We start from the raw sequence: 16,169 nt of genomic DNA, 5'->3' as shown, positions 1-16,169 counted from the left end.
GCGTAGCGGAATCGGACAGCGGGACCGCCGCTGCGGGCGACGGAGTGTCGGAGGCTGGTCAACCCGATATCGGGGCTGTTCGGGGACGGGGTAGGGCGCTGTCGGCGCCGAGCCCGGCGGCCACGGATTCGACCAGGTTGTCGAGGTAGCTGTCGGTGAGAGGGAGACGGGCGATGGCCAGCCGCCAGTAGAGCGGGCCCACGATGAGGTCGACCGCCGCGTCCGGGTCGGTGTCGGCGGGCAGTTCGCCGCGCCGCACGGCGTGGGCGACCAGGCGACCGCCGATCTCCTGCTGACGGGCGTGCAACACCTGACGCAGGGTCGCGTCGATGCTGGGGTTGCGGGCCGCCTCGGCCAGCAGGTCCGGGATGATCTGCGACGCCAACGGGTGGCGCAGCGCGTGCGCCACCGCCTGGAACAGCAGCGTGAGGTCGCCACGCAGGGTGCCGGTGTCCAGTGCCGGCAGCTTGCCGTGCGCCGCCGCGGCGACGATCTCCAACACCAGGTCGAGCTTGGAGTTCCACCGTCGGTAGATCGCCGTCTTGCTGACGCCGGCGCGACGAGCCACCGCCTCGATGGAGAGCCGGCCGTAGCCGACCGCGGCCAACTCCTGCGTCAGCGCGCGCCGGATGGCCGTGGTGATCTCGCCACGAAGCACGGCCGCGCCGGCCGGGGCACGCCTCTTCTCGGTCGTCACCAGGAACTCTTATCGCAGGTCACGGGGCCCAGGGTAGCGCAACGACGGTACGGTTGCGTCCCGACGTGTTTCGGACTACTGTCCTCGCAGCGACGAGGCGGCGCCCCGCGCACATCTCCCACTAGGATCCCATCGTCGTGAGCCACCCGTCTGCACGAAAGATCGGAGCGCCATTTCCATGGCCACCACCGCGCTGGTCGACCCCGACACGGGCCTGACCCAGGCGCAGCTGGCCGCTCGGCACGGGCTACGGGTCGCCGGTGAGCGCCCCAGCGTCGTCGAGTACAGCCGCCAATTGTGGGCCTACCGGCACTTCATCGCCGCGTACGCCAACGCCAAGCTGGTCGCCTCCTACAGCAACGCCAAGCTGGGCCAGCTCTGGCAGGTGCTCACCCCGCTGACCAACGCGGCGGTCTACTACCTGATCTTCGGGGTGGTGCTGGCACAGAACGAGATCCCGAACTTCATCGCCTACCTCACCACCGGGCTGTTCATCTTCAACTTCACCCAGAGCGCGGTCCTGGCCGGCACCCAGTCGATCAGCAGCAACCTGGGGCTGATCCGGGCGCTGCACTTCCCCCGGGCCAGCCTGCCGCTGTCCACGACGTTGACGCAGTTCCAGCAACTGCTGGCGTCGATGGTGGTGCTGATCGGCATCGTGCTTGCCACCGGGGAACCGATCACGCTGGAGTGGCTGCTGCTGGTGCCGGCGCTGTTCCTCCAGGCGGTGTTCAACGCCGGCGTCGTCCTCGTGGTGGCGCGGCTGGGCAGCAAGTCCAGCGACCTGAAGCAGGTCATGCCGTTCATCATGCGCACCTGGATGTACGGCTCCGGCGTCCTCTACAGCGTCAGCCTCTTCGAACGGCTGCCGAGCTGGGCGACGACGCTCGTGCAGTACAACCCGCTGCTCGTCTACATCGAGCTCGCGCGGTACACGCTGCTGGAGGAGGCACCGCTGCTCAACGAGTCGCTGGCCCAGCTCTGGCTGGTCGGCGGTGGGTGGGCACTGCTCGCCGGCTTGGGCGGTTTCATCTACTTCTGGCGCGGCGAACAGGAGTACGGCCGTGGTTGAGCACTTCGAGACCCCCACCGAGGCGACCGCGACAATGACCGCGTCGCAGGAGCGCATCCCGACCGTGGTGGTCGACGACGCGCACATCATCTACCGGGTGCACCAGGGTGCCGCCGGTGGCACCACGCCGGTGGCCGCGCTGCGCCGGCTGGTCAAGCGCACCAACGCACCGAACATCCGGGAGGTGCACGCGGTCAAGGGCATCTCCTTCACCGCGTACCGGGGCGAGGCGATCGGGCTGATCGGCAGCAACGGCTCTGGCAAGTCCACCATCCTGCGGGCCATCGCCGGGCTGCTGCCGGTCAACCGGGGCGCGATCCACACCCAGGGGCAGCCGTCGCTGCTGGGCGTGAACGCCGCCCTGCTCAACGACCTCTCCGGCGAGCGCAACGTCACCCTCGGTTGCCTGGCCATGGGCATGCACCCGGACGACGTGGCCCAACAGGCCGCCGGGATCATCGAGTTCTCCGGGATCAACGAGCGGGGCGACTTCGCCAGCCTGCCGATGCGGACGTACTCCTCGGGCATGGCGGCCCGGCTGCGGTTCTCCATCGCCGCCGCGAAGAAGCACGACGTGCTGCTCATCGACGAGGCGCTCGCCACCGGCGACAAGGGCTTCCGCAAGCGCAGCGAGCAGCGGGTGCGCGAGCTGCGGGAGGGCGCGGGCACGGTGTTCCTCGTCAGCCACCAGCTCTCCTCGGTCCGCGACACCTGCGAACGAACGATCTGGCTGGAATCGGGCGTCCTGCGGATGGACGGGCCCACCGACGAGGTCATCCGGGCCTACGAGGCGTACGCGAACAGCAAGTAGGCCACCGGCATCGACACGGCACCACGGACCGCGTCGCCCACGTTGGGGCGGCGCGGTCCGCGCGTTAAGGTTCATCCCGTCGCCGCTCGGGCGGAACCTTCCGTTAACGCATCCGAAGAGAGTGAGGATCCGGCAATGACGCAGGACCAGACCACTGGCCCGGACGCCGTGGCGGAGACCCCGACGCCGTGGCGGCCCTCGCGGACGGTGGCCGTGGTTCTGGCCGGAGGCACCGGGACGCGGCTGGGCCTCGGCATCCCGAAGCAACTGCTGAAGATCGCCGGCAAGCCGATCATCGAGCACACCCTGGCGGTCTTCGAGGCGGCACCGGAGATCGACGAGATCATCGTGTTGATGGCGACCGGCCACGTCGACGACGCCCGGCAGATCGTCGAGAAGGCCGGCCTGCGCAAGGTCACCAAGGTGATCGAGGGTGGTGACACCCGCAACGCCACCACCCGGATCGCACTGGACGCGGTCGGCCCGGCGGACTGCAACATCCTCTTCCACGACGCGGTGCGCCCGCTGCTCAGTGGCCGGATCGTGCGCGAGTGCGTCAACGCGCTGTGGACCTACGACGCCGTGGACGTGGCCATCCCGTCCGCGGACACGATCATCCAGGTGGACGACAACGACTGCATCACCGACATCCCGGTGCGCTCCCGGCTGCGCCGTGGGCAGACCCCGCAGGCGTTCCGCTCCCCGACCATCCGCGAGGCGTACCGGATCGCCGAGGACGACCCGGACTTCGCCGCCACCGACGACTGCGGCGTGGTCCTGCGGTACCTGCCCGGCACCCCGATCAAGGTGATCGACGGCTCCGACGAGAACATCAAGGTCACCCACCCGGTCGACGTGCACCTGGCGGACAAGCTCTTCCAGCTCGCCGCGGCGCAGGCACCCCGACTGACCGACCACCGCAGCTACTCGGAGGAGCTGACCGGCCGCACCATCGTGGTGTTCGGCGGCAGCTACGGCATCGGCCACGAGCTGGCCGAGCTGGCCCGACGCTACGGCGCGCAGGTCTTCCCGTTCAGCCGTTCCAGCACCGGCACCCACGTGGAGCGGGCCGCGGACGTCGAGGCCGCGCTGACCACCGCCTTCGAGGCCACCGGGCGGATCGACCACGTGGTGGTCACCGCCGGGGTCCTGGAGAAGGGCGCCCTCGCCGAGATGGACGAGGAGACGATGGACCGGGTGCTCCAGGTCAACTTCGTCGGCCCGGTGACCATCGCCCGACAGGCCCTGCCCTACCTTCAGCAGACCAAGGGCCAACTGCTGCTCTACACGTCCAGCTCCTACACCCGGGGGCGGGCCCGCTACGCGCTGTACTCGGCCACCAAGGCCGCGCTCGTCAACCTGACCCAGGCGCTCGCCGACGAGTGGGCCGACGTCGGCGTCCGCGTCAACTGCATCAACCCGGAGCGGACCGCCACGCCGATGCGCACGCGGGCCTTCGGCGAGGAGCCGGAACACACCCTGCTCGCCGCGGAGGCCGTCGCCCAGTCGTCACTGGACGTGCTGATCTCCGACCTGACCGGCCAGGTCATCGACGTACGCCGGGCGCCCGGCGACGGACCCGCGCCGAGCGTGCCGGCCCAGGCCGGGCCGAGTCAGGTCCAGGCGACGGCCGGCGCGGCGCCGACGAGCTGACCCCGACCGGCGGCGGAACCACGAACGGAGCGACATGCGCGGCGACCTGGTCCGAAAGCTGGCCGCCCGGTGCCTGAGCACCGGGTTGGCGGTGCTGGCCTTTGTCGTGCTGGCCCTCACCGGCGCCACCGGCTGGGGGCTGGCGTTGGCTGTCGCCGCGCTGGCCGCCTCGGCCGCCGAGCAGCGGATCCGACCCACCGCCGACCTCGTCGCGGAGACGACGCTGATCGCCGCCGCGATCCTGGTCGGCTACTCCCGACGGCTGGACGACGGGCTCAGCCTCACCCTTGTCGCCACCGCCCTGGTCCTGCTGGGGCTGGTGCTGCTGGTGGGGCCCCTGCGTACCGCCGGCAACCTGGAGATCCGCGCGGCCAACCTGCCGGTCCGCGCCTGGACACCGCTGGTCGCCGACCGGCTCGGCACCATCCTGCTCGGATTGCTCGCCGTCCTGGCGTTCGCCGCCGCGCTCACCCTGCCGGCCGGTGTGGCGTTGGCCGCGAGCCTGCTGGTCGGCGTCGGCACCGGTGTGGTCGCCCTGGACCTGGCCCGGCGGCGCTTGCGGCCGGGAGCCGGTGGCGGGCCGGTGGCTCGGGCGCTGCGCCGCCACCAGCCGGAGTTTTTGCTCTACTTCTCCGCGCCGCCCGGCTCGGAATACCAGGTCACCATGTGGCTGCCGTACCTGCAACGGATCGGCCGGCCGTTCCTGGTCGTGCTGCGCGAGCCGGAGTTCCTGGCCCCGATCGCCGCCGCCACCGACGCGCCGGTGGTCTACTGCCCCACCCTGCGGGCGATGGACGAGGCGCTCGTGCCGAGCCTGCGGGCGGCGTTCTACGTCAACCACGGCGCGAAGAACAGCCACTGCATCCGCTTCACCCAGCTCACCCACGTGCAACTGCACCACGGCGACAGCGACAAGGCGCCGAGCGCCAACCCGGTGTCGGGGATCTTCGACCGGATCTTCGTGGCCGGGCCGGCGGCGATCGACAGGTACGCCCGTGCCGGCGTGCGGATCCCGGCGGACAAGTTCGTGGTGGTGGGCCGCCCGCAGGTCGAGTCGATCCAGGTACGTCCGGAGCCGGCTCGGGGGTTGGCGCATCCAACGGTGCTGTACACGCCGACGTGGACCGGGCACCACGCCGACGCCGACTACTGCTCGCTGCCGGTGGCCGAGGGGCTGCTGCGGCGGCTGCTGGAGCGCGGCGCGACGGTGATCCTGCGAGCCCACCCGTACACGGCACAGAACCCGGCCTCGGCCCGTCAGTTGGGCCGGTTGACCGAGCTGCTCGTCGCCGATCGGGCCAGCAGCGGTCGCCCGCACGTGGTCGGTGCGGCGGCCCGTGAGCTGAGCCTGACCGAGTGCGTGAACTCCTCGGACGCGCTGGTCTCCGACGTGTCCGGGGTCATCTCGGACTACCTCTACTCCAGCAAGCCGTACGCGGTCACCGACATGGGTGACGAGGGCGACCGGTTCACCGAACGGTTCCCGCTGGCCGCGTCGGGTTACGTGCTGCGTCGGGACATGTCCAATCTGGACGGTGTGTTGACCGCGCTGCTGGACACCGATCCGCTGGCCGCGGAACGCTGGGCCACCCGCCGGCGTTACCTGGGTGACTTCCCCGCCGAGTCGTACGCCGAGGCGTTCCTGACCGCCGCTCGTCGGGAGTTGGCGGCGACGGAGACCCCCGCGGCCAAGCGTTCGCCGCAACTCTCCCCCCTCGCCTGACCCCCGAGACGCGCCCTGGTACTCCAACGTCACTTGGCTTCGGCGTTGGGCGTGGCGCGGGCATGGGGACGGCCACCGCGTTGATCATCGATGGTTTGTGAGGACAACCGAAGATCGTGCGGTGGCCGGGTGCCACAGCGTAGACCCGACCGGGTGGCGACGAACATCCCAAGCCCGAGCCCGGCGATCCCACTACCAGCGCAGACTCGGCCACTTTGCTTGAGACTTACTCGTCTAGGGCTCGAGCGTGGCGGGCATGCTGAAGGCGGCGACGTGACGGGCACCGATGAAGGCGTTGCTCTCTACGATCTTCCCGTTCTCGATCCGGAGTACGTCGACGACCAGCGCCTCATAGTGCGGGCTGCCGGGCCGGCGGAGATAGTTGATCAGTGCCGGGCGCCCGTTGGCCGAGGTGGGGAAGGTACGCCAGTCGAGCGGTCGGCCGAGGAACTCCGCGGCCGCGTCGATCCCGACGACCGGCGGCTCGGGCGGCATCGTGATCCGTACGTCCTCGGCGAGCAGTTCCCGGACCGTCTCCGGGTCCTTCGCGTTGGCGTAGCGGCGCAGGATCTCTTCGTCCTCGCTGGTGAGCTGCGGGCGGCGCCAGTCCTGTGGGTCCGACGGAGCGCGCCGCCGGAGGGTGTGGCGGGCCCGCTGGAGGAGGCTGTTGACGGCCGCTACGGCGGTGTCGAGCGCGCCGGCGATCTCCTGCGGCGTCCAGCCGTAGACGTCGCGCAGCACGAAGGCCGCCCGCTGCCGCGGCGGCAGGTACATGAGCGCTGCGATCAGGGCCAGCTCGACGGTCTCCCGGGCGGCGAGACCGGTCTGCGGATCGTCGGCCAACAGGGCGTCTGGATAGGGACCGAGCTCGGTGGACCACTCCAGCGGGTCACCATACGGAACCGTCCGGTGACCGGCCGCCTTGCGGCTGTCGAGGAAGACGTTCGTGGCGATCCGGTAGAACCAGGTGCGCGCCGACGCCCGACCCTCGAAGCGGTCGCGAGCCCGCCAGGCACGCAGGAAGGCCTCCTGCACCAGGTCGTCCGCGTCGGTGACGTTCCCTGCGAGGCGGTAGCAGTGCACGTGTAACTCGCGCCGGTGCTCGTCGAAGGCGCGCTCCAGCCAGACCGCCTGCTCGTCAGGCGAGTCGGACATGTGATCTCCCCGGGGCTGAGTGGTCCTCACCACCGTACTGACGACCGCGGACCCCATCCGTCATCGGTCACCGATGACGATCGCCGACTCGGTCGTCTGTACCTGTGACCAATCCCCACCCCACGAAGGAGACAGCCATGACGGCAACCCCCGCGTCCAGCGCGGCCACGCCCCCGGTCGTCGACCGGGAGACCTGGCTGCGCGAGCGCAACGAACTGCTGGTCCGGGAGAAGGCCCATACCCGCGAAGGAGACGCGATCGCAGCCGCTCGTCGCCAGCTGCCGATGACCTTGATGCCGACGGTGACGGTCCAGGGCCCCGGCGGGGACACCCCGCTGGTGGAGGTTTTCGAGGGCCGCCGGATGCTCATCGCCTACTTCCACATGTGGCACGACGGCAAACCGTACGGGGATCAGTGTGAGGGGTGCACCTTCTCGACCTGTCACATGCAGATGCTGGACTACCTGCATGCCCGGGACGTCACCTACGCCGTGTTCTGCCAGGGCCCCTACGACGAAAGTGCCCCGTTCGCGGAGTTCATGGGCTACCCGTTCCCGTGGTATTCGGCGAAAGACTCCGACCCGGCTCTGGCCGACGGTCGCGAATTCGGGTTCATCGCCTGCTACCTGCGCGACGGCGACCAGGTCTACGAAACCTACTGGACCACCGGGCGGGGCGTGGAGGCGTTGACGACCAGCTACCACGCCTTGGACCTCACCGTGTACGGCCGGCAAGAGAACTGGGAAAACTCACCCCAAGGTTGGCCGCGGGTCAGTGGTCACCCGTGGCGGCTCAACGGCCGCCCCACCGCCCAATGGTCACGCCCCGGCGTTACGCCGGCGGTGACGTCCTGACGCTCGGCGGGTCGATGGCTATCCACCACATGGCCGCCGGGCCCCGGATCGACCACGGCACCGTCACCGGCCATGACGCGGCGCTCGTGTTGCTACGCGCCGCCACGGCGGCTTACCGCTGCTGGATGGCGGCCGCACTCGTCCGGCTGCGCAATCGACCGATCACGGACCTGCTCCGTTGGGAGCACCTGGCCATGGGGGCAAGCCTCGCGGCCATGATCTTCTTCATGAGCCAGCCGAGTAAGCCAGCCGGCAGATCAAGCGACGTTGGAGTACTAGCGCCTGTTTCATAAGGGCGGTCGAGCCGAGGCGGAGTCCGGGCGGGCGGCGGTCGTCGTCCGGGCCCGCCGCAGGCCGGCCAGTTCTTATGAAACAGGCGCTAGCCCAGGCCGAGCCGTTCCCCCGCGTTCAGCTCGATCCGGACGATCCCGGACGTGCCGGCCGGCGCGTGCCATTCAGCTGTCGCGGGACCGTCGGCCGACTCGGGGAGCGAGAACTCCCACGGTTGGAGTTCGGCGGCGGTGACGACGGTCCGCAGCACCTCCTCGGCGCCCATCAGCGTGGCCCCGAGGTGTGCCACGATCCTCTGCCGCCCGTCGGCGAGGGTCTCGCTACCGACCGACTCGATGTCCTCCTCGTCGATCCCGACGACGTCCCGGACGACGGCCGCGGCGTCCGCGACCGGCCCGACGACGTCGACAGTCAGCACTACCCGTACGGCGTCCCGCAACGCCTCCTCGATCGCGCTGATCAACTCGGCCTCGGCCGGACCGTCCTCGTCCCGGCCCCGCAGCCCCATCTCCCGGGTCTCCACCGGCCGGTCGACCGGCCCGGGGTCGAACGGGTCGATGGCGGTCCGCAGGTACAGCGCCTCGACCGTCGGCGCATCGGCGAGGGGCCGGGTCGCCTCCATCGCCGCCACCATCCAGACGCCGAGCGGTGACCTGCGCAGGCGCCCCGTCAGCAATCCGAACTCGGCGGCCAGAGCGTCCACCCCGGTCCCGAAGGGAGCCTGCGGTGACACCTCGACCAGGGGCAGCACCAGAAGCAGGGCCAGACCCCAGACGTCCCCGTCGACCGCCACCGGGTGGAGGTCGACGGACCACACGTCCGCCCGCCCGAGCAGTGGAAGGCAGCGGACCAGGGCGGTGTCAAGATCCGGGGCCGTCAGCCGGGCGTGCACCCGGGCCACCACGTCGTCGTCGGACGCCGCCGCCGGCAGTCGCCTGACCCGTCGCCGGACGGCGAGGACGGATGCGTCGGCGGGCAGCCACTCCGGCGGATCCCACCACTCCTCCGCCGCGTCACCGACCGCGCCGACGGACACGCTCAGCGGCGTCACCCCGTCGGTCGTCCGCTCCGGACCGGCGGCGAAACCCCACGGATGGCCGGCGGCCGTCTCGCCCACGTCGAGATCGCCACGGCCCCACCGGAAGCGCTCCAGCAGCGGAGCGGCGAGCTGGCGCACCGCCTCCCCGCCGGACGCCGACGGGGCGGCCGGCGTCAGCGTCAGGTCCAGGTTGACCCCGCTGCGGGGGCCGTCGACCTCGGTTCGGGACGCCGTGACGCTCACCGCGCCGAGCGACGCGACGAGCGGCCGGCAGCGACGTGCCGCGTCGTCGAGTCGGGTGTCGACGACGTTCAGGCTCACGGTGGTGATCAGGGCTTGCTCGACTGTGGACATCAACGCGGGATGGTAGGCGTCCGGGTATGGCGCCACTACCGGTTTACCCCCGCGACGAACCTCAGCGGTACGCGTCCAGCAGCGCCAGGACGGCCGCCGGGTCCTGCACGTGCGCGTTGTGCCCGAGGCCGGGCAGCGTGGCGACCGGTACGCCGTACTCCTTGAGCTGCGCCTCGGTGACCATCGGGTCGTGCTCACCACGCGCCAGCAGCACCGGGGCGTCGGTCGCCGCCAGCAGCGCGCTCAGGTCGGGCTCGCCGACGGCGAAGGCGCGGGGATCCATGGCGAGGCGCCACTTGCCGTCGACCTGACGAAGGCCGGCGTCCACCACCGGGTGGTCCGGCGGGAGCAGGCCGGTCAGCCCGGACACGCGCAGGTAGCGGCGGGCCGCCTCGGTGCGGCTGGCGAACCAGCTCACCGGGCGGGCGGCGAGCTCGGCGGCGCGGTCCAGCTCGGCGGGTGACCAGAGCGCCTTGATGCCGAACCCGACCACGGCGTCCACCGGCATCCCGGCGTCGCGTGCGGCCAACGCGAGGCCGACCACGCCGCCCAGCGAGTGCCCGAGCACGACGAGCCGGTCGTCGGGGGCGAGGGCCTGCGCGATCCGCTGGGCGAGACCGGCGAAGGAGTACGACGGCAGCGGCGGTGCCCAGCCGTGTCCGGCGAGGTCCGGTGCCAGCCACCGGCCGGGCCAGTGTTGTTCCAGGTGCGACGCCCAGGGCAGCCACACGTCACCGGTCGCCCCCATGCCGTGCAACAGCAGCAGGACCGGCCGTCGACCGGCGTGACCACCCGATTCGTCCACCACGGCCGCAGTCTCCCACGGTTCGCTGTCCCGGACGAGAGTCGTCGACGGGGGCGTACCCCGGGCCAGCGGGAGAGACGCCGCGGGCGTCGGCCCCTTGTGGGGGACGACGCCCGCGGCGGTCAGGGTGCCCGGGTCAGGCGGAGTAGCCCCGGCTGGTGATCCAGTTGGCCAGGTCGATGGTGGTGATCCAGTACGACGGGTCGGCCGGGTTCGCCGAGTCGGCGATCCGCACGGTGCGACCGTTGTCCTTGTAACCCACGACGGCGATGTAGTGGCCGCCACCGTAGGAGTGCCAGCTGCCGTCGGTGTCGGTGGCGTCGCCGACGACGTTGGCCACCACGCCCCGGCCGTCGGTGATGGCCCGGACGACGTCGGCCTGGAGCCGGTCCATCTGTGCCGGGCTGGGCGCGCCGGGGAACATCCGGGTCCGGTACGGGGAACCCTTCACCTCGGCGTTGAGCGCCCGGGTGGTGTCCTCGGCCGAGTTGGTGCCCATCTCGGTGGTGCCCAGTTCGGCAGCGAGTTCTTCCTGGGTGCGGTCGATCCCGCTGGCGCTGAGCGCGTTGCGGGTGGCCGCCGGGCCGCAGTTGTAGTACGTGTTCTGCGCCTCGTACTCGTAGTCGAGCACCTTGGTCGCGGGCGGCTTCGGCGGCGTCGGCTTACGGGTCAGATCCGGGTTGCTGCTGGCCTTGGCGGCGGGCGCCGCGGCGCTGGTGGCCGGGGCGGCGCTGGACGGCGCGGTGCTGGCCAGCGGGGACGCGTCGCCCTGGGAGGTGGTGGTGTCGCTGCGCATCTCGGCGACCGTGGTCGCGGTGCGCTGAGCGGCCGGGGCGTCGTCGGCGACGGTGAGCAGGGTGCCGGTGGTGGCGGCGAGCACGAGGGCCGCGGCGGAGGCGGCGACGATCTGGTACGGGCGCTCGGTCGCGATGCGGCGGAGCTGGCGCTGCATGGTGTGCTTCACGGGGTCCTCCACGGATCGGGGGGAGAGCGGCACACCGGGGCGCGACCGGTGTCCGGGCAGGCGCCAGCGCGCGGACGGTGGTCCGCGGATGGTGAACCGCTCAGGGGAACGCCCGGCACGGCCGGGCGGGAGAGGCGGTGACCCGGGGGTCAGCTCACCGTCACTGGACGGATGAGCGGGGGCACCGCTGCGCCGTGGAGGCGAGGGAACAGCCGAGGGGTGGAAAGGTGCTGCACGAGTTTGGAACTCCTTCCGACACCGCCTACCGGGTTAGCTGACGGATTCGGGCGGGAAGATCGCCCTACCGCGGGCCGTGGCTCGCGGATTCACCCCGGACTTACTGATGGGTCCCCGGTTCGTTGATCACGATTGAGCGGGTCGGCGCGGCGTCGCCTCTTGCGATCGGTTACCGCACCGGACGGGACGACACTACTGGCCCATCCACACCCTGCCAAGCCGGCTTCACCTGCGTAAACCTCAATGGGTGCCACAATTTCTGCGCGTATTGCCGATGACGTGACTCGATGGGACAACCGGTTACGGCGACGCCTACGGTCGACAACCGGACAGGCCGCCAACAATGCGGCCACAATCCCGGGAAAAATCGAGCCGATCGTGCCGGACGCCCGATTCGCAAATCCCGTGACCGGGCTCACATAACGGATCGGGCGCGAAGGGCACGGGCCGGACGCCAGCGTGCCACGACGGCGGGCCGGGGCACCCCACGCACCAGCCGGCGGACGGGTGCCGGGCTCGGCCGCAACCGGGCAACTGCCGCGGCCGCCTCCGCCGCGAGGATGCGCGCCGAGGAGGCGGCCAGGTCCGCATCCCGCCAGGCGGCCCGCTCCGCCGTGGCCGCGGCCTGGTAGTCGGCCAGCCTCGCATCCCGGATCACCCGGCTGAGCAGCGCCTCCTGCTCGACCGGGTGTCGCCGGGAATCCCAGCCGCGCCGACGCCCGAAGACGTCACCGAGCTGCGCCATGGTCAGGTCACCCCGCCAGTACGCCGCCGTCGCCGCACGGTGCAGGTAGCGCTCCCGGGACGCGTACTCGGCGGGGGTGCGGGGGGTGCCCGGGGTGGGTAGCGCCCCGGACCCCGCGAAGCGACGCGCGGCGGTGTCCGCCTCGTCGTACCGCGCCCAGGCCCGTTCCACCTGGTCCTGAGCCGTCAGCCAGGCATCCCGTCGCCGCCCGGCCGTCCTGGCCGCGCCGGCCGCGGCGACGGCCACCTCCTCGGCGTACCGGTGCCTGTCGACGGTTTCGGCCGCGGCCAGCTCGCGGGCGGTCGGGACGGGCGGCGACGGGTCGTCGGTGGGCCGGTCCCGTTCGGGCCGGGCGACCAGCACGGCGAGGACGCCGAGCGCCAGCAGGAACAGGGCCGACCAGATGGCGGCGGCCTGCGGCACCTCGGTTACGAACTGGTAGAAGACGACTGTCTCCATGGTCGGCACCTCGCGGAGGAAGCAGAGCGATGGGAGCCCCACCGGCCGCCCGGCCACGGCGGGCCAGGAATCGGCGGGGTGCGGAGCTGGTGGGTCGACAGGGCGCGGCGACGGGACGCGTGTCCCGGGTGGCTCAGCGCGCGGGTGGGCCCCGGGGCGGCCAGCTGCGGAGACCGTCGACGAGCGGCAGCCGGTCGGACCGGGTCGCGCACACCGGCAGCAGGCCTGTCGCGATGGCCCCCTGGGCGCCGGGGAGAGCCGGTGGCGCGTCGACCGACCAGGTCGGGAAGGTCTCCTCGGCGACACCCGCAGTCGGCGCGGCGCTCACGCTCGGCGCGGCGGCCGGGTGCGACGGTGGCACGGCGGCCGAGGCCGGGCCTGCGCCGAGCGCCAGGGCCGCGACCACGGCGAGGCTGGTCAGCACCCGTGTCGCCCAGCGCGCCACCCACCACAGCGGACAGGTGAACGCGACCGGAAGCACGTCCCCACGCTACCGTCGCGCCGGCGCCTGGCGCATCGACCACGGGCGTGTCGGCGTACGCCGCGCCGACACGCTGACCTGGGTGGACGGTGTCAGCGGGTGTCCGCGTACGTTGATCGACTGTCGGTCTGGTCGGGCCCGCCGGGGTCGGTTCGGGCGCCGGTGCCGCCGGTCCTGTCGGTGCCGGCGGCCTGGGTCGCGGCGGTGCGTTGTCCGGGCACGGACACCTGTCGGGCCGGACGGCGCGGTGCGAGCCGGCGCATCATCGGGGTCTCGACGAAGCGGTGCAGCAGCCCGGCGAGGACCAGGTTCACCAGCAGGAAACCGAGCACCACGGCCGGGCCGCGCCAGCCCGGGAAGCCGGTCCCCCAGTCACCGCTGAAGCGCAGCACGCTCGTCATCACCAGCACGTGGACCAGGTAGAAGGCGAACGAGACCTCGCCGAGCCAGACCAGCGGCCGGGACCGCCACGGCGACCGCCGGCCCCGCACATCCGCGTCCGCCGCGGCGGCGATCACCAGCAGGTACGCGACCGCGAGCAGCGTGGTCCACAGCTCCGCGGGGATCCACTGCGCGGCCGCCGCCCAGATGCCCACGAAGATCACGCTGGCCCAGGTCAGCCCCGGGCCACGCCAGAGACCCCGGCGCATCAGCTCGGCCGCCACCGCGCCCAACCAGAACTCCAGCGACCGTGCCGGCGGGAAGATCTGGGTGAACCACCACCGGCTCACCTCCGGCACCAGGTTCTGGGCCGGCCAGAGCGCGAGGATCAGCAGGGGCAGCGCGACGAGCAGCGCCACGAGCAGCTTCGGCCGGGCCCGGCGCAACAACGGCAGCACCAGCGGCAGACAGAGGTAGAAGAAGAACTCGCAGGACAGCGACCAGCTCACGGTGTTGATGCTGTAGAACCAGCCCGGCCGGGGGTCCCAGGCCTGCAACAGCAGCACGTTCTCCAACGCGGCCGCCGGCAGGACCGGGTCGGCGAACCACCAGGCGACAAGCACCGTCGCCCCGAACAGCACCAGGTGGTTGGGGTAGATCTTGGCAACCCGCCGCCGCCAGAAGGTGCGCCGGGAGTCACCCTCGCGCGCCGACCAGACCAGCACGAACCCGCTGAGGATGAAGAAGAACTGCACCCCGGACAGGCCGAGGCTGAACACCTTGTCGACAACGGCCTTGTAGTCCGGCTCGGCGATGATCCGCATGGTGCCCGCGTGGAAACCGAAGACCAGCAGCGCGGCGATCCAGCGCAGCCCGGTCAGCGAGGGCAGCCGGGCCGGCGCGGGGCCGGGCCGGGCGGTGGACACCGCGTCGGTGCTCGTCATGCGGGGATACCGAGGCTTGGCAGGGTCACCAGCACGTTCGCATCCTCCTCGGCGCGGCGTGGACGACGCGACGGCGACGCCCGCGACGGCCCGGCAGGGCCGCACCCGGGGCACCCTACCGGGTCACTCCCGGGTGAACCGGACGCGTCCCGCCCGCCGCGGGCCCGGTCCCGCCGGTCGTCGTTAACCTCCCGCTGGGCGGGAGTTCAGCGATTCCACCATCGTCGGCCACGCGCGGTTCCGGGGCCGGTCACCCGGGTCGTCGAACCTGGCGGGCGTGGTCAATGAGCCGACGCACGCACCGCTGCTGAGCATCGTCGTGCCCGTCTACGGCGTCGAGGCGTACCTGTACCAGTGCCTCGAGTCGATCCGGGCCGGTATCCCGGCGGGTGAGTCGGACGCGGTCGAGGTGGTCGCGGTCGACGACGCCTCCCCGGACGGCTGCGGCGACATGCTCCGCTCGTACGCGGCCGGCCACGACGGTGTCCGTGTCGTGCACCTGAGCAGCAACGTGGGTCTGGGGCTGGCCCGCAACGCCGGGCTGGACGTGGCCGCCGGCCGGTACGTCTGGTTCGTCGACAGCGACGACTGGTTGCCGCCCGGCACGATCGCGGCGGTGCTGGACCGGCTGCGTCAGCACCAGCCCGACGTGCTGATGCTGGACCACCTGCGGGTGCACGAGGACGGCCGGCGGGAGGTCGACGCGAGCAGTCACCTGTTGCGCGGCATTCCCGGCGTGACCCGTCTGGCCGACCAGCCGCGGCTGCTGCGGGTGCAGCACACCGCCTGGAACAAGGTGGTCCGCCGGGACTTCCTGGACCAGTTGGAGTTGCGGTTCTTCCCCGGCTGGTACGAGGACATCCCGTTCAGCCACCCGCTGCTGATCGGCGCGGAGAAGATCTCCGTGCTGGACCGGGTCTGCTACCTGTACCGGCAGGGCCGCCAGGGCGCGATCACGTCCACCCGCAGTGGCCGGCACTTCGACGCGTTCGCCCAGTACGAGCGCCTGTTGGGCTGGGTCGCCCGCAAGCACCCGGACGAGCGGTTGCAGGCCGAACTGTTCCAGTTGATGATCAACCACTACCTGGTGGTGGTGGGCAACGACGACCGGCTGCACCCACACCTGCGGCGGGACTTCTTCCACCGGGCCGCCGAGCACTACCGCCGGTACCTGCCCACCGGCGGCTATCCGCTGCCGTCGGGCGTGACCGGGCTCAAGCACCGCCTCGTCGGGCGCGGCGACTGGCTGGCGTACTCGGCACTGCGCCAGGCCCACCGGGTCGCCGGTCGCCTGCGCCGCAGTGGACCAGCGGGTGGCGGCGGCGCGGCCGGTGCGGTAAGCGCCGACGACGACCCGGGGCGAGGGGCGGACGTCGCGACGACGCGCGACGCCGGCACGGTGACGGATCGGCGTGACGCGTTCGCCGGGGGCCGCCTGCCGTGACCGCGCCCACCACACACCACGCCGGGAGCCGGGTCGGCTCCCGGCGCACTGGTCTTCCAG

General features: G+C 71.7%; 14 protein-coding genes and 1 riboswitch. Of the genes, 6 read left to right on the top strand and 8 right to left on the bottom strand.

What is annotated here, in order from left to right; genetic code table 11:
• Positions 1–58: 58 nt before the first annotated feature.
• Positions 59–697, bottom strand: a complete 639-nt coding sequence (locus AB0B57_RS05960) for a TetR/AcrR family transcriptional regulator (protein ID WP_357065518.1) — start codon at positions 695–697, stop codon at positions 59–61.
• A 178-nt stretch (positions 698–875) separates the two neighbouring features.
• On the opposite strand from AB0B57_RS05960, the gene AB0B57_RS05955 reads away from it, so the two are divergent.
• From AB0B57_RS05955 to AB0B57_RS05940, 4 genes are all read left to right on the top strand, one after another.
• On the top strand, positions 876–1,769 hold the full coding sequence (locus tag AB0B57_RS05955) for an ABC transporter permease (RefSeq protein WP_357065516.1): 894 nt from the start codon (positions 876–878) through the stop codon (positions 1,767–1,769).
• A 34-nt stretch (positions 1,770–1,803) separates the two neighbouring features.
• Positions 1,804–2,580, top strand: a complete 777-nt coding sequence (locus AB0B57_RS05950; protein ID WP_357065610.1) for an ABC transporter ATP-binding protein — start codon at positions 1,804–1,806, stop codon at positions 2,578–2,580.
• Between the two features lie 135 nt (positions 2,581–2,715).
• Positions 2,716–4,233 (top strand): bifunctional cytidylyltransferase/SDR family oxidoreductase, encoded by a 1,518-nt coding sequence (locus tag AB0B57_RS05945; protein ID WP_357065514.1) that lies wholly within the window; start codon positions 2,716–2,718, stop codon positions 4,231–4,233.
• A gap of 34 nt (positions 4,234–4,267) precedes the next feature.
• Complete coding sequence (locus tag AB0B57_RS05940; protein WP_357065512.1) at positions 4,268–5,956, top strand: CDP-glycerol glycerophosphotransferase family protein; 1,689 nt, start codon at positions 4,268–4,270, stop codon at positions 5,954–5,956.
• Positions 5,957–6,190: 234 nt separating this feature from the next.
• On the opposite strand, the gene AB0B57_RS05935 is transcribed toward AB0B57_RS05940, so the two are convergent.
• Complete coding sequence (locus AB0B57_RS05935; protein ID WP_357065510.1) at positions 6,191–7,111, bottom strand: RNA polymerase subunit sigma-70; 921 nt, start codon at positions 7,109–7,111, stop codon at positions 6,191–6,193.
• A 137-nt stretch (positions 7,112–7,248) separates the two neighbouring features.
• On the opposite strand from AB0B57_RS05935, the gene AB0B57_RS05930 reads away from it, so the two are divergent.
• On the top strand, positions 7,249–7,965 hold the full coding sequence (locus AB0B57_RS05930) for a DUF899 family protein (RefSeq protein WP_203119332.1): 717 nt from the start codon (positions 7,249–7,251) through the stop codon (positions 7,963–7,965).
• Positions 7,966–8,344: 379 nt separating this feature from the next.
• On the opposite strand, the gene AB0B57_RS05925 is transcribed toward AB0B57_RS05930, so the two are convergent.
• The 6 genes from AB0B57_RS05925 to AB0B57_RS05900 form a co-directional block, all read right to left on the bottom strand.
• The gene (locus AB0B57_RS05925; RefSeq protein ID WP_357065508.1) at positions 8,345–9,649 is read right to left on the bottom strand and encodes a hypothetical protein; all 1,305 of its coding nucleotides are present in this window, start codon (positions 9,647–9,649) and stop codon (positions 8,345–8,347) included.
• 61 nt (positions 9,650–9,710) lie between these two features.
• The gene (locus AB0B57_RS05920) at positions 9,711–10,457 is read right to left on the bottom strand and encodes an alpha/beta fold hydrolase (protein WP_357065506.1); all 747 of its coding nucleotides are present in this window, start codon (positions 10,455–10,457) and stop codon (positions 9,711–9,713) included.
• Between the two features lie 133 nt (positions 10,458–10,590).
• Complete coding sequence (locus AB0B57_RS05915) at positions 10,591–11,430, bottom strand: C39 family peptidase (RefSeq protein WP_357065504.1); 840 nt, start codon at positions 11,428–11,430, stop codon at positions 10,591–10,593.
• Positions 11,431–11,662: 232 nt separating this feature from the next.
• Positions 11,663–11,804, bottom strand: a riboswitch (cyclic di-AMP (ydaO/yuaA leader).
• Between the two features lie 266 nt (positions 11,805–12,070).
• The gene (locus tag AB0B57_RS05910) at positions 12,071–12,859 is read right to left on the bottom strand and encodes a hypothetical protein (protein WP_357065503.1); all 789 of its coding nucleotides are present in this window, start codon (positions 12,857–12,859) and stop codon (positions 12,071–12,073) included.
• Positions 12,860–12,992: 133 nt separating this feature from the next.
• The gene (locus AB0B57_RS05905; RefSeq protein WP_357065501.1) at positions 12,993–13,340 is read right to left on the bottom strand and encodes a hypothetical protein; all 348 of its coding nucleotides are present in this window, start codon (positions 13,338–13,340) and stop codon (positions 12,993–12,995) included.
• A gap of 92 nt (positions 13,341–13,432) precedes the next feature.
• Positions 13,433–14,665: an acyltransferase gene (locus AB0B57_RS05900; RefSeq protein ID WP_357065499.1), complete on the bottom strand. Its 1,233-nt coding sequence runs from the start codon at positions 14,663–14,665 to the stop codon at positions 13,433–13,435.
• 277 nt (positions 14,666–14,942) lie between these two features.
• On the opposite strand from AB0B57_RS05900, the gene AB0B57_RS05895 reads away from it, so the two are divergent.
• Positions 14,943–16,109 carry a glycosyltransferase gene (locus tag AB0B57_RS05895; RefSeq protein WP_357065497.1) on the top strand — a complete coding sequence of 389 codons (1,167 nt, stop codon included), beginning with the start codon at positions 14,943–14,945 and terminating at the stop codon, positions 16,107–16,109.
• Positions 16,110–16,169 lie beyond the last annotated feature (60 nt).

It is taken from the genome of Micromonospora sp. NPDC049101, from assembly GCF_040648675.1.
Taxonomy (GTDB): Bacteria; Actinomycetota; Actinomycetes; order Mycobacteriales; family Micromonosporaceae; genus Micromonospora.
This window is presented reverse-complemented; position numbering and strand designations above follow the sequence as displayed.

Bases quoted from the DNA above. Each gene is read 5' to 3' on its own strand.
- AB0B57_RS05910 (WP_357065503.1), bottom strand. From the start codon at position 12,859: ATGGAGACAGTCGTCTTCTACCAGTTCGTAACCGAGGTGCCGCAGGCC.
- AB0B57_RS05935 (WP_357065510.1), bottom strand. From the start codon at position 7,111: ATGTCCGACTCGCCTGACGAGCAGGCGGTCTGGCTGGAGCGCGCCTTC.
- AB0B57_RS05955 (WP_357065516.1), top strand. From the start codon at position 876: ATGGCCACCACCGCGCTGGTCGACCCCGACACGGGCCTGACCCAGGCG.
- AB0B57_RS05950 (WP_357065610.1), top strand. From the start codon at position 1,804: ATGACCGCGTCGCAGGAGCGCATCCCGACCGTGGTGGTCGACGACGCG.
- AB0B57_RS05925 (WP_357065508.1), bottom strand. From the start codon at position 9,649: ATGTCCACAGTCGAGCAAGCCCTGATCACCACCGTGAGCCTGAACGTC.
- AB0B57_RS05930 (WP_203119332.1), top strand. From the start codon at position 7,249: ATGACGGCAACCCCCGCGTCCAGCGCGGCCACGCCCCCGGTCGTCGAC.
- AB0B57_RS05945 (WP_357065514.1), top strand. From the start codon at position 2,716: ATGACGCAGGACCAGACCACTGGCCCGGACGCCGTGGCGGAGACCCCG.
- AB0B57_RS05900 (WP_357065499.1), bottom strand. From the start codon at position 14,665: ATGACGAGCACCGACGCGGTGTCCACCGCCCGGCCCGGCCCCGCGCCG.
- AB0B57_RS05940 (WP_357065512.1), top strand. From the start codon at position 4,268: ATGCGCGGCGACCTGGTCCGAAAGCTGGCCGCCCGGTGCCTGAGCACC.